At 43.4% G+C, this 14,884-nt stretch carries 5 protein-coding genes; 3 read left to right on the top strand and 2 right to left on the bottom strand.

Annotated elements, in window-relative coordinates; translation table 11 throughout:
• On the bottom strand, positions 1 to 8,453 hold an 8,453-nt coding region (locus QTO06_RS14350; protein WP_331408627.1), incomplete at its 3' end, for a tandem large repeat.
• 291 nt (positions 8,454 to 8,744) lie between these two features.
• On the opposite strand from QTO06_RS14350, the gene QTO06_RS14345 reads away from it, so the two are divergent.
• The 3 genes from QTO06_RS14345 to cqsA all read left to right on the top strand — a co-directional run bounded on the left by QTO06_RS14345 (position 8,745) and on the right by cqsA (position 12,589).
• On the top strand, positions 8,745 to 9,731 hold the full coding sequence (locus QTO06_RS14345; RefSeq protein WP_331408625.1) for a peptidoglycan DD-metalloendopeptidase family protein: 987 nt from the start codon (positions 8,745 to 8,747) through the stop codon (positions 9,729 to 9,731).
• Between the two features lie 321 nt (positions 9,732 to 10,052).
• Positions 10,053 to 10,997 (top strand): ribosome biogenesis GTPase YlqF, encoded by a 945-nt coding sequence (gene ylqF, locus QTO06_RS14340; RefSeq protein WP_038897169.1) that lies wholly within the window; start codon positions 10,053 to 10,055, stop codon positions 10,995 to 10,997.
• A 290-nt stretch (positions 10,998 to 11,287) separates the two neighbouring features.
• Positions 11,288 to 12,589 (top strand): alpha-hydroxyketone-type quorum-sensing autoinducer synthase, encoded by a 1,302-nt coding sequence (cqsA, locus tag QTO06_RS14335; protein WP_331408623.1) that lies wholly within the window; start codon positions 11,288 to 11,290, stop codon positions 12,587 to 12,589.
• 155 nt (positions 12,590 to 12,744) lie between these two features.
• Here the strand turns inward: cqsA and QTO06_RS14330 are convergent, their stop codons facing one another.
• On the bottom strand, positions 12,745 to 14,790 hold the full coding sequence (locus QTO06_RS14330) for an ATP-binding response regulator (protein ID WP_331408632.1): 2,046 nt from the start codon (positions 14,788 to 14,790) through the stop codon (positions 12,745 to 12,747).
• Positions 14,791 to 14,884: the final 94 nt, after the last annotated feature.

The following is a 14,884-nucleotide window of genomic DNA, read 5'->3' as shown; positions in this document are numbered from 1 at the left end:
GTGCCATCCACATTACCAACAGGCGTGATCGCCAAGGTTGGGGTGATTGGCATCGAGTGGCTGCTGTCTTCTGCGCCTGTATTCCCTGATAGGTCTTGGTAGTCTTTGACCACCAAGCCTACAGTCAGCTCTGACGACACAGGCACAACAACGTCACCAGTCCAGACTTTCGCATCCCCTGTCTTGGTCAGCGTGATGGCGGAACCACCCAGCTCTGCACTCGCTGTTTGCAGTGCTTTATCGAACTCCAGTGTGACCGCGACACTTTGCCCTTCCAACTGGTGCGTTGGATTGAAGGTCGCACTGGTCAAGGTTGGCAATGCCTGCGATAGCGTTAAGGTGCTCGTTTCTGTGACCTCGACATTGGAGGCGTTGGTCCCCGTCACCACCACGTTGTAGGTGCCATTTGTCTCACCACTGATGTCCATCGCGTTGCTCGTCCAAGCCCCACCGTTTTGCACCGTGGCATTGCTGCTCACGATAGGCGTTTCACTGCCTTGCGCTTTGATTTCTACGCTCACCGTTTGGCCATCAAAGCGAGTTGACGCCCCCGCAATCTGCAATGAGGCCGCGTTGGTGCCATCCACATTACCAACAGGCGTGATCGCCAAGGTTGGGGTGATTGGCAATATATAAGATGAATTTTCAGCGCCTATGTTACCAACTAGATCTTTGAATTGCGCTACGACCAACTTGACACCTAAATCACTTGTTGTCGGGACTTGAACATCACCAATCCAAACTTTTTTATCTGCAGTCGCGGTCAGTGAACTAATTTCATTTCCATCTAACATTGCTACTGCTTCTTGTAACTCTTTGTCAAACTCAAGCTTAACGTCTACTGCCTTTCCAATTTCCTGATGCAGAGGATCAAACGTTACTTTAGTAAGCGTTGGTAATACACCTTCTACCCCCAGAACCAAACTATCCCCTTTTCCGGGGATAGTGTTGATGCTCTTGTAGCTCTCATCATCGACCCGTATAGTTATGTCTTTGTTTTCTTTTTCTGGGGTTATGTACTTGACCGTCCAGGTTATGTTGTCAGCGGTACTCCAAGATAAAGACTTCAACTCACCAATCTCACTCCCATCACTTGCTTCTAGTTTTACGTCTGAAATATCGAAGTCTGTGACTTCTTCAGTAAAAGTAAACGTAAGCGGGACTTCGACGCCACCAGCCAAAGGTGTGCTTGCAGTAGTCGATATTGTTAGCTCAGGGACTGTCGCTGCTTCCACTTTGTATGTTGTCGTTTTTTCCGTTTGATTGCTGACTGCATCAGTCGCGATTACTTTTATCGTGTAATCTCCTGGCGATAACAAGTAGTGAAACACATAAGGGTCGCCATCGTTAGTAGGTTCCGTGATTGACTGTGGCCCTAATGTTAGACCTGAACCGTTGTCAGCTGTTGATGTAACTGAACTTAAGTTTTTATCAGTCACATCAGCAGTTACACCCAACTCATATTTATCATCCGTCGGTGTCATTGAAACTTGATCCGCTGTGATACCACTGATAACTGGTAATTCATGATCAACAACAGATTCGATACCTTTGGCATCATAAGTCTTATTAAAGAGCTTAAAGTCTGTAACAGCACGTCCCATTGAGTCAGTGACTGTCACTTTGTATATGTATTCAGCTTGGTCATCAATTGCAAAATCCATGGTACCAGTCGCGCTTGACGACACAATATTGCCGTTGAAGTTAAGCGGGTCTCCGGTAGTTGGAACCATATCAATGGAATAATGAGTTGCCTTGACATGCTCCCCCTCTGTAGACGTAATCGTGAACGATTGACTTTCTTTAGTGAATGCTAGCTTGCCTCCCAGCAAGCTAGCCATATCATTAAATGAGAGACTAATAGTCGGCGCAGTCAGATCGATAGTCTTATTTTCACTACTCTGGTTATCTACCGCATCAGTCGCGATTACCTCAACCGTTATTTGATCACGACCTAAGAGCTGATCTTTGGATAGCTCGAAATAAGTCATGTTTTCCGTTTTTTCTTCTTCAAAGCCAAGCGCTCGCACAGTGTACTTAACCTTAGCTAAACCACTGACGTCATCTTTCATCTCGACAAAAGTGAACCTAACTTTGTCATCTGGTTGCTCAGTAACCGTGATCACATCTCCAATGACAGGAGCAGTATTATCGAATCTAATATCTTTAACGGCTTTACTTCCACGGTTATCCCAAACATCTGTGACAGTCACATTTACAGTTAATGCCTTGTTTTCTAGAGAGCTTTCCAATTGTTCACTAGAAAATGTTGAACAGCGATACTTGTCATCATCAGCACAGGTTGTGAAATCTCTGAAGTTGTCAGCATTATTTTTTAAGTCATAGAACTCTCCACCAAAGGTAACACTGACGTTTTCTATATCCGAGTATTCGGCAAGCTTAACTCTAAAATCTACATCGAGAGTTTTACCATTTAGTAGCTCCCCTTCTTGAGGGCTTGTAATTTCAACTACCGGCTTTTCAGTTGGTAATATAAATTCAAATTCATGCTCTGCTGCTAAGTTGCCTGCATTATCAGTAATGTTGGAAATTTTGTAGGCATGCGTAACCGCCGTCTTTTGAATAATATCGGCATACTTTTCTTTGTAACGGCAAACAGCTTCACCATTGGCATTCAAAACACAACTCTCAGCGCTAAACGGAATAGCTCCAGTCATTCTAATTAACGTTGGGTAATCCGCGTTGTCGGTAATATTTACTCCTGACAACTCATCTTTAAATGTAAGGTCGAACGCTAGATACTTTGTATTGGTTGGGTCATCTTTTAAATAGGTCACCTCATAACCCTGAAATACGTATTGATCCGTTTCTGGTGAAACTGTCTTTGGAGCCTCTGCATCCATCATTTTAAAGTCAAACTTCTGAACGGCTTCCGCTCCATTCGTGCCCGTAGTTTGGACAATCAAAACAGCAGGTGAATACGAAATATTTTCCGAGTCAACGCTACAACTAGGCTCTTGCCCCGAAGAAATATTCTTCACGCCAGAAGTAGGCTTTTCTCCACTAGTAGGGGCATCGTTGCCATTGTGTTCCTTACGAACCCAACACTCTATGCTTTTTGCTTTAACTTCACTTTTAGTTGTGAATTTAACGTCTAGCACCCCATCAGAAACATAGCTCTGAAAATCTGTAGGCGCTGGCTCTGCAATTTCAAGCTCGACACCATTACGCTGGACGCTTAACGTGCGGTTAATGTTGCTAACTAGTGGAGTACCGTTATGTTGGACATTATTTTCAACACTAATACTTAACTCATAGTTTCCATCTATACTTAGTTGAGCCTGGGTTAACGTCGCTTCCCAAGTGTCCTCTGAACCGTCAACTTTAGAAAACTGAAAGTCTGTCGCATTGCTTTCACCAGAGTATTTATAAGTAGATATAATTTTATTAACCCCACTCACATCGTTTACTTCGAGTGTGAGTTTAATGTCACCATTGTCATAGACCACGTTATTATTAATTTCTTGGCCTTCTGAATCACCATTAGCATAAGTAATCCCTAATTTTAAGTCAGGTTTCTTACTGCTCACGTTAACTAAAAAGTCACTTGTCGATGAGTTGCCACGAGTATCTGAACCTTTAACTCTAATTGTATGCTCACCATCACTTTGCCCACCTAAAGGAATTTTAAGAGCGTCGGCATTGACTATTTTCGTTCCCGGAGTACCCGGAGTTGGTTCAACATCTTCAAATATCCAGTACTCTAAGTTTTCTCGATCTACTCCTTCAGGAGAAACGTTACCATTCGGGCCTAAATCTGTAGCTCTCAGTTCAAAGACATAATCACTATTGTAGTAACTATTAACATCGTGCCCCATCAAGCTAAATTCTGGGCCTTTGCTGTCAAAAATTACGCTATTTGTATTAGATTGACTTTCAAAACCATGAACATCTTTTGCTTTAACATAGAGACGGATGAGATTTCCTTCAGTAGGGTTAAGGTGAATATTCTTAGTATCATCTTCCACAAGTGGCATTTCGAACTTTTGACTTGGGTTCTCAGGCTTAAACGTTTTTAACACTGTAGGGTTATCTACCTGGAACAAGGACACTTCCTCAATACCAGAATCATCTGTCACAGATTCAAAAAGCACATTGAACTTACGTCCTACTACGGTGTTTTCTTTATTCAAAGCGTCTTCAATCCAAGGGGTAGAAAGTAGAATTACTGGTCCCTTATTATCAACTTGAAAGCTGAACGTCCCCTTCCTACTCTCGTTTGCTGGATACGCTTTATCCGTTGCCGTTACATAAAATTCATTTTTGGAATCGTAATTAAAGGCTTCAGCAACCAATTGAACTTTAACATCCGGCTGCTCGCCAATGAGGTATGGTTGATCACAAACGCTTGTTTCAGGATCGCAAGCTTCTAACGTTTGGGACTGACCTGAGCCTTTCCTTAGTTCGACTTTTACTTTGCTACCTTGACTAAGATCACCCCAATCGATCACCGGAGTCCAAACATCATTGCCACCCAATCGCTCTGTAATTTCCGCATCATTAACAACCGGTGACTCAGAGTCGATATAAATACGAAACCTTGGGGCCCCATTGTCGGCATCTGATACCACGTTCCCCAAGTTATCTTCGGCACTAACTACCGCTAACCAGTCACCATCTCCTGGGTTAATTGTTGTTCCTTGAGTCGAGCAATCTTCCTGACTGCATAGGCGTACGACGAACCGATCGCTTTGGTTGGTATAAAACTGCTCATATGACACTGGGTATCTTTCCCCAGATGTCTTATAGAAAAGTAAGCTACGTTTCTCGAGTTTGTCATCAACCTCATCTTTCAACTCAAAAGTTAGATCGTGGATGTTATTTCTAATACTCAGATAAACATCCTCCCCTATAGGGTTTTTATCTGGACCTATAGGAGGGATGTAACTCGCCTCCGGATAGTCATTATCTACATACAAACGCTCTACAAGAGGTTCGGCCTCAGTATATCCATTACCTTTGGTATCGAATGCCGTTGTCTCCAACGCAAACTCGATGATATCGGTGAGATCTGCTGACTCTGTATTTAAGGTAAAGAAGTACTCTTTTCTAAATTTATTACTATCGCCAGATTCTTGTGGTTGAAGTTCCAATGGAATAGCAGTATTGGGGTCATCCATGGCATACCACATACTTTGGAATTTCGGTGCTTGCTCACCTTCCTCTACAACCCCAGATGGATCTTCTAACACTACTCTAGATACTACTTCGCCCGCGACATAAAGCTTGTCGCCAACCATTGTTTCACGGCCAGTCTCTATTGTTAGTGTTTGTTTCGGAGGATAAATATCAATACTACCGCCACCACTATCAAAGATATTGTCTTCGCCAAGTTTAGGATTAGCCATAGAAATATCATCGGCATAAAGCTGAGCAATATTATCAGGAATGCCGTATTTTTCAGTCATGATGTTGTAGTAGGACTGAGCAAGGTCTTTGCGGTAGGTATCAGGTTTAAATACATAACCATCTAGTTGGATTTGGTTCCCACCAGCGCCAATCCCGTTTGCTTTACCATCGTAGCTAAGATCGTCATAAATAGCTGAGGCGAAATCAGAAGAGTTATTACGAGGTGTGTCCTGAGATAAGTCATCAATTGCTTCAACAAGGAAACGGTGCAGGTAGTCGTTAGAGAGATCGCTAGGAATTGGCTCCTTAAGCATCTCATTCGAAGCATAAGCGGTGACAGTTGGAACGAACCCGAAGAATGATTTATTACCGCCCGCTAAAGCGTATTTCACTTCCGTAAGAATTTGCGAAGCGCGTTCTGATGTTTTGTCACCGGCTTCTACCTGATTCCAACGATAATCGAACAAACCTGTCTGGTAAGTGGCAAGCTCGGTCACGTAATACGTATTTGAACCGTCAAGTTCAAAATATGCGCCGATATTGGCATTGTTTAGATTAACGCTCGATTTGGCGCCTGCATCGTCTTTCCATTGATAGTAGTGAGGGTCCGTCCCTTCTACACCAATTAAACGTACTCGCATGAATTCATAATTGACAACGTCCGTCGTGGTTTCACACGAAGCAACATCAAGCGCGGTAGTTTGATCACTTTCTGGCTGCTGAATGGTGGTACAACTTGCTAGAGAGGTGAATTCACCATTTGGGTTCAAACCTTCTAATTGCACACGCGCCCCAATGAAAGGAGTCACAACCGTCATCGTAGGTAGGTCAAAACTGCTTCGGAAATAAACTTCTTGAGTCGCACTTTCGTTGTCGGACTCGTCGATGGTTTGAATTACCAGTTTCTGACTGGCGTTTTCTGAAACGTTTTTAAAACCATCACCAAGTACCTCTTTTACGAAAGGAACGTAGTAAATAACCTCATCGACTCTGCCTTCGCTATCTAAAATAGTTTCGTGAGGGATACTCGCGGTGATAGTGTCCGTCGAGGCCAAGGTTTGTGTTGTGTTTTGAAATGCGTAGTTGTTGTCATTGTTTTGGCTTACGTAGTACTTCACGACTAGTTTAAGCTTGTCAGCACTTGAGCCTAAAACCGTATCAGAGTTCACATCGGAAACTCGAACTCGTACGTAAGGGATCTTATTCTGTTTTAACAGGTTAACGTTAAAGTTCGCGAAATCAACGCTATCAATTGATTTCAAGCCAGAAGCGGCATAGACATAATCGATCTTCAAGTAGTCTCTACTCGACTGAACATTGTTTGATGTATAAGTATCTTGCGTGTAAACCCCTTCGTACGTAGACCTTTCTCCATCGACGGTCACATTAACGTAGTTCATCGATGTCCCTTCAGGGTACGTAATTATCTGAGCAGGGGCTTGATCGTCACGGCTTACTGCATGCTGGTATTCACCGACGTTGTCTTTGGTATCAGTAGCCTTAACATCGAACGTAGTCGTAGATAAGAATTCGTCTGTCGAATAAGCTTTACTAAATTCACAAGCACTGCCCGACTCTGCCGTTACAGGAGTACAAGCTACATCTTCTGGGAGACCGCTTTTAAATGAAACGCTGACAGACTTAATGTCTTGAGACGCTTCTTTTACTATGCCTTTTAATACGTACTCTTGAAGTTCGTTGTTGATAGCGCTTGCAGAAGTAACAGAGATGACCGGTGCTTCATTATCCCACTCGAAATTTATGTAATGGCCTGAATTGCTGCCAGGAACAAGTTCATTGCCTAAAACATCTGCCGTGTAAAACACCAAACGAGCAGCAGTCACATTAGAAAGGCCGGTGTCTGAATCAACCTCAACGGCATCAATAGCTTTTGTATCGACACTTACTTTGATGTTTGTTTCACGAACCCCAACTTCAAATCCGCTTGCGTCTACCGAACAAAACTCACTGCCAGAAGTCTGTTGGTCGTTACATTTGAATTCGCCAGACCAAGCACCATGTAATTGGTATTCCACATAAGCAGAAACAGATTGAACACCGATATCGTCGTTGAGTCTGATATCTACGCTATCTGTTCTTGCTAATACATCACTATCGGTGCGCTTTACGGTTGGGGGGGTTGTATCGATTTCGGTTTCATCGCGTGGTGGAATAACACCATCGGTCGTACCATGGCTTCCCAAGTCATTAATTTTTTGACTAAAAGCAACGTAATCATCAGCATCCGTACCTGAGATATTAAGCTCTGGGTCGTTCACTACAATCAAAACGTGTTGAGAAAGATCTTGAGTGTAAATGTCGCTGGTAATTCTCTGCTGACCAAACGTAAGCGGCGTCACTGCACCTGTCGAATCACTGATTTCTAAGCCGTCTAGAAGACCATCAGCGATGACATCACGAAATTGAATGTCAGCAAAATGCATTGAGGTATAGACGTTATCTTCAGACTGACCGTATTTTTCAATAAGATCATATGAAAGTGAAGAGTATGCTGTTAACAAAGCCCCGTATTGGTGACCAGGAGTGGCAAAGCTACTTTGACCACCTTTCGTTATGTCAATCGGAGTGGTTTCATTGACATTGAACCCGTACATCCCATTGATGCTATCTAAGGCTTCAGAGACCGCATCTGAGCCAGATTCCCCACCGGAAACCTTATACTTAGCTAAACCAGAAACGATATTAGTCAGTGGTGTGAGCATTAATTTCTGATCACTACCTTCACTAAAATTCACTACCCCTTCTAAGCGCAAAGTCTTGCCCGCGCTCGATGACACAATCTCTTTTGTGAGAGGATCAGTGTAGCTACCTTGCTGTGCAACGACATACAAAGGCATCGAAGAGGATTCGAATTCAAGCTTGTAATCACCAAAGGCATCAGAAGTCGTGCTTGCAAGCAATCTTCCGACTTTTCCATCCTTGTATTCAAACACCTCGATCTTGGCGCCATTGACTGGAGCGTCAAAAACGTTACCTGAGATGCTTCCTGTATTCCTAGCTGGCGGTGTATTGTCACCACCATCCCCACCGCCACATGCACTCAATAAAAGTGAAGCAGCCATGAGACCTAACGTTGGTTTTAGCGTATTTTTAGTGAACATAGTAATTTGGCAGAGTATATTTTGCCGAGATTATATTATTGTCTAGGATTTTCTCAACGTGACAAAATAACCATAAAATCAAACATAAACGCTAACAAAATAGGTAGTTTAAAACCTCTTTAGCAGCGCTACTTCACATCTATCGTTATTTAATTAGTAAAAACACAGGAATTGGCTATAACGGCGTGTAAGATTTTATTTTAAATATTATACTCCCCTCAATTTTTCGCCTTTGAGCATAATTTCGATTTAATGACAAGTTTAATATTAAGACAACATACACAAAACATTGCTCTACCCCTCGTGCTCATTGCATTCGTCATCATTGCCGGCGTGTCTTTTACTCATCATCTACTCACTCCTGAAGAGCGACCAAGCGTAGTCACACCAAAACCTCAAGCTGTTGTTTCTAACAAAATAATCCACAGTAACATCGAACACATCTACGAGACGTACTTTCAACGAACCAAGATCACCACAGGCGTAATCGATTACTCTTTCGTGACTTCTTTGATTAATGCAGGATTATCTCAGCGAGAGATAAAATCTTTGATAAAATTAATCGAAAATGAATTCGACATTATTGGTTCGGTAAGAAAAGGCGACAAGTTTTCAATAAAAACCCGAACTAATAGTTATAATGAAAAATACATCAGTTCTTTTTACTATTCCGGTAGTAAAAGAGACTTTTTTGTTATTAACGATGGCGACAACAACGCATACGATGAATATGGAAATAAGTTAGTTCGAAAGCCATATTATTCATTTCCACTAGCGAAAAAGTACAAAGTTAGCTCTGGTTTTAATTTGAAACGAAAACATCCAGCAACAGGTTTAATTGCACCACACTTGGGTACTGATTACGCCGTTCCAATTGGAACGCCAATACAGAGCATTGCAGATGGTGTCGTCGTGAAGTCTCGCTATAATCGTTTTGCCGGTAATTACATTAATATCCGCCACACCAACGGTTCTATGTCTCGTTACTTACACCTATCTCGAAGCGATGTTCGCGTGGGTGACCACGTAACGAAAGGACAAACCATCGGCCTAACTGGTAATACGGGAAGAACAACAGGCCCTCACCTGCACTTAGAATTAATTGTGGATGGTGTGCCTGTTGATTGCGCTCGTTACATCCGCACTAACCCTGCTCCACCCGTGAACATGCAAATGATGTTAGCTGCAAGAACTGAGCGCGCAGAACTGATCAACGAACTACTCGACTCCGCCTCTTAACGCCCTCTTGTCTCTTCTTATTCAGCTCATTGCGGCGTAGTTCTCTGCGTCACAATGAGCTGATCACGCTTGAAAGAAAACCCCGTTCGACTTGAAAGTAACCGCATTGCCACTAAAACAGGGCTTAAGCCCCTAAATATCTCTCTGTCAGTCTGCTCTAACATTTCCGCTCTCTCAATAAAGTGTTAAGATCCTCGCATGACTCGCTGTAGTGGTAACGAGTGGTGATGATTAACCCACTCCCTAAACATCCCCATAAATGATGTAACTAAGCTAAGTAACCCACCAGCATAACCATGAAACAATAAGGCGATTTTTCAAATGGTTAACAACTCTATCCAGTGGTTCCCGGGCCACATGCATAAAGCACAAAAAGAGATTGCAGAAGCGATCCCTCAAATAGATGTCATTATTGAAGTGCTTGATGCTCGTATCCCTTTTAGTAGTGAAAACCCTATGATCGCGGAGCTCAAGGGCGATAAGCCAGTAGTAAAAGTGCTTAACAAACGTGATCTTGCGGACCCGGAGTTAACTCAAGTTTGGATTGACCACTTCGAGAAAGAGCACAACGTAAAAGCGATTGCTATTACTACCTCTCAACAGACTGAAGTCCTAAAAATTATGGAGTTGGTACGTAAACTTGCCCCGCATCGTGAAGAAATTGGCAAGAACATTCGTACCATGATCATGGGTATTCCAAACGTTGGTAAATCCACCATTATCAATGCGTTGGCGGGTCGAACTATCGCAGTGACAGGCAACCAACCAGCGGTTACACGTCGTCAGCAACGTATTAACCTTCAAAATGGTATCGTTCTTTCTGACACTCCGGGGATCCTGTGGCCAAAAGTAGAAAACCCACACAGTGGCTTCCGTCTTGCTGCAACCGGCGCGGTAAAGGACACCGCAATGGAATACGATGAAGTCGCGTTCTACACGGTGGAGTACCTAGCGGCTCACTACCCTGAAAAGCTAAAAGAGCGTTACCAAATCGACGAACTGCCACAATCGGATATCGAGATGATGGAAGAGATCGGTCGTCGCCGCGGTGCATTACGTGCTGGCGGACGAGTAGACCTTCACAAAGTATCCGAGATCCTTCTTCATGAACTTCGTCAAGGCACATTAGGACAAATCACCCTCGAACTGCCTGAGATGATCACTCAAGAATTGATTGAAGTAGAGATTGAAACCGCTCGTAAAGAAGAAGAAAAAGCAAAACGCAAAGAAGAACGTCGTAAACGTTACCTTCGTAATAAGCGATAATCCCCCCTCTTAACTTCCTTCCTAAGGCACGTGATACACGTGCCTTTTTTATGCTTAAATTTTTTCATTGCAGTGCAAAAGAGCGACGCTTTTCTCATTATTTATGGAATGAAAACCACTAAACGTAGCGCTACCCTCATCCCCTACCAATTTACCCGCCAGTTAAATTTTGTAGGAAAAATCGAACAAATTCATAAATATTAATTATGTGTTTTAATGGTTATTTTTCAAGCGCGATCTTAGTTAGACCCCCGAATGGTAAGGAGTTACAAAGCTCACCCATCCCTTAAATGCCGAGTTTGCAGGCGCACGCAAACTTATGCAACTTGGCTAATTACACCTCACTCATATTAGTCAAACTATATAACTGTCAGCGCTGGCGTTTTTCTGTATTTCGAAGAGAACTTATTATGAGTGATAAACTGAAAACGAAACGACTTCCTTCCTTTGTTGAGGAACGCCTAGACTTTTATATTCAAGATCTGATTGAACAGAACGAGAACCAAAAGCACTTGGTATTAGGGAAACGACCGCAACCCGAAGCTGTGGTCATGCAGAGTAACGATTACTTATCGCTATCTCATAACCAACAGATTCAAAAAGCTCACCGAGATGCGATATCTGAGCATGATGATAACGTCGTTATGTCTGCGATTTTCTTGCAAGATGATGATTCCAAGCCTGCATTTGAAACGCAGCTCGCGCAGTATGTCGGCATGGGGAGTTGCTTGCTTTCCCAGTCGGGATGGGCTGCGAATATAGGATTGTTGCAGACCATTTGTCCTCCGGAAACGCCGGTTTATATCGACTTCTTTGCACATATGTCATTGTGGGAAGGTATTCGGGCTGCGGGAGCACAAGCGCATCCGTTCATGCACAACAACATGAGCCACTTGCGTAAGCAGATCCAGCGTCATGGCTCAGGCGTTATCGTGGTAGATTCGGTCTACAGCACGATAGGCACGATCGCCCCACTCCACGACATCTACGAAATGGCGCGTGAGTTTGATTGCGCTTTAGTGGTGGATGAATCCCACTCGTTAGGAACACACGGGCCTAACGGCTCAGGCTTAGTTAAATCGCTGGAACTCACTGATCAAGTAGATTTCATTACTGTCAGTCTGGCAAAAACCTTTGCTTATCGAGCAGGAGCGATTCTCGGCCCAGAAAAACTGGCACGAACGTTACCATTTGTTGCGTTCCCAGCCATTTTTAGTTCAACGGTTCTGCCACAAGAAGTCATTCGACTAGAGAAAACGCTTGAAGTGATTAAAAACGCCGATGATAAACGAACCATGCTGTTCAATCGCGCTAAAGAGCTCAGAACGGGCCTTAAGCAGATTGGTTTTAATATCCGCAGCGAATCACAAATTATCGCGTTAGAGTGCGGTAGCGAGCGTAATACCGAGCGTGTACGTGACTTCTTAGAAGAACGAAATGTCTTTGGCGCTGTATTTTGTCGCCCGGCAACGGGAAAGAATAAAAACATTATTCGATTCTCAATCAACGCCGACATGACGTCTCGCGACATCGACCATGTGCTAACCGCTTGCCAGGAAGCGTATAACCATCCAGAACTAGAGTTTGTTTAACAGATCATAAACGGCACGTTTGAATGGAAGCTTGTGACTGCCGAAAAATAAAGAGCTCAGCGTTATGCTGAGCTCTATTATGACCGTTTGCTTCACCGTGGTGATAACGGGTTAAGAATTCGTGGAGTTAAGGCGACTAGGTTAAGAACGCTGGGTTAAATCCAATTAGCAATCTTGTCGAACAGCCTGTTCTTGTCGGCTGGTTTCACGATGAAATCCGACATCCCCGATGAGCCAATCTTATCCAACGTAATCGGAGAACTGTCTCCAGTATGCGCAATGATAGGCACCGTTGAATACGCCTTGTTTGAACCTCGAATTCGACGAGACGCCTCTACACCATCCATCACTGGCATTTCAATGTCCATTAAAATCAAATCGACATCGTTCGCGTCTAACGCGTTGATTGCTTGCTGGCCATCTTCTTTCTGAATCACGTCAAAGCCCTGCTTCTCGAGCAACATCGCTGTAAACTTGCGTAAAGACTCGTTGTCGTCCACCACCATAATGGTGCGCTTGTTTGTCGAATCTAGAGGTTTTACCGGCATCACTGGCACTACATAGTTTGCATCATAGAGCAGACGGTCGATGGTTGCTCTGGTGTTTAGCAGCCATGCTTGGGTTTCTACCCAAATCGGTTCGAAAGACGCGTTTCTTGCGCGTTGAATTGGATGATGTTCAAAGAGATACACAATTCGTGCTTCAGTAAAAGAGAGCAAAGATTCAACTTTATCGAGGTGATTACCTCGCACGTCTAAGCTTTCCATGTCGATCAGTATTAAATCAAACTCGAATTCGTACTCTTTCTTCTTCATCACCACTGGTACATCAAGTACCGTGAGTTCGAATCCCATAAGGCGCGCAATATCAGTTACTTTCGATACTAAAATGTTTTGCTCACTCACAAACAAAATCGTTTTTAGCTTCGTTAATTCACTCTTAATCTCTTTGACTGCGTTTGAGCCAATAGTTGGGAACGTCATGGTAAATTGTGACCACTCACCGACTTCCGATTGACAGAGGATATCACCACCAAACGAGCGCATCACTTTCTTACAGAAAGGCAAACCAAGACCGTAGTTTCCGGGTTTACCCGTGGTATAAAAGTCTTGGAAAATACTCTGAAGTACATCCGGAGAAATGCCCGAACCATTATCCGTCACCACAATTTGGTTAGTGAACTCATCGCTATACATGGCGACATGGATATGGAAATCTTCGGAACTACGATGATGGAACGCATTCTTGAATAAGTTGTACATCACATACTTAAGCAATGTATCGCTGCCCAAGAAATCGAACTCGCTTCTTACGTCTAAAGAGATCGCAAAACGATCGGTGGAACGTTTGTAACTGAAGCTTTCAATTGCACTCTCGACAACGGTTTGTGCTGAATGCTTTTTGAATGTAGAGCGAGATACACGGTTCTCATCAATTGAAGTAAGCAGCAAATCAATGGTTTCATTCCCTGAGTGGATGATCTTCATCGCGTCACTGCTGACTTCTCGTAACAGTGTCACGTCTTCATCGCTTAACGTGTATTGCGCCTTCTTACCCTCTTTTGGATTTGGCAGAACCGATTGAATGACATCAATAGAAGTCAGCAAACCGCTCAGTGGGTTTCGCATCTCATGTGCAATGCCGGCACCAAAAGATTTCGCTAATGATACTTTTGCTTCGTGCTCAACCTGATTTCTGAAGTAGAACAAGTTACCGAACAGATAGATAAACAAGAAGATTGGCACGTGCGTCCAATCCATCGTGAGTTCGAGGTGGAACCCTTGGGCTATCCAAGCGAAGAATGTCGCAAGCCCAATACCAGCAAAGGTCTGAGCAAACATCACCCAAGTGATATGGACGAGCAGAATATGAAGAAATATCGCCGACATAAACGACATCACCCATACATTCGACCAGTTGTTCATCAGCAACATGTAAAAGAAGAAGCAAGGTAAGCAGAGCGTCGTGACCACTTGATAATAGGCGGGTAAGAACCTGCGCCACTCAAATGGCGTACGATTACGATAAATGATGCCAAAGAATAATATTGAGCAGAGAATACGAAGCGGTAGGTTTTCGTAAGGCTGCGGGAACATGAACTCCCAAACGATGTAGTAAATAGGAAACCCGACGAAGCCCATCCATCCTACGAGGGTAAGGTTGGGTTCTGCGTACTGATATACTTTGCGAATCGCGTCCATATTTACTTTATCTACTGAGCCTAGCATTTACTGATTTTATGTTTAGCATTGTTTTCTTTGTATTTGCCTTTCAATTATATATTAGTTATCGCAC

It is taken from the genome of Vibrio sp. M260121 (assembly GCF_036533715.1).
Classification (GTDB): Bacteria; Pseudomonadota; Gammaproteobacteria; order Enterobacterales; family Vibrionaceae; genus Vibrio.
Note: the sequence above shows the minus strand (reverse complement) of the source record. Positions and strands in the feature narration are given on the sequence as shown.

Coding starts and splice junctions, on each gene's coding strand:
- QTO06_RS14345 (WP_331408625.1), top strand. CDS start 8,745: ATGACAAGTTTAATATTAAGACAACATACACAAAACATTGCTCTACCC.
- ylqF (WP_038897169.1), top strand. CDS start 10,053: ATGGTTAACAACTCTATCCAGTGGTTCCCGGGCCACATGCATAAAGCA.
- cqsA (WP_331408623.1), top strand. CDS start 11,288: ATGCCGAGTTTGCAGGCGCACGCAAACTTATGCAACTTGGCTAATTAC.
- QTO06_RS14330 (WP_331408632.1), bottom strand. CDS start 14,790: ATGGACGCGATTCGCAAAGTATATCAGTACGCAGAACCCAACCTTACC.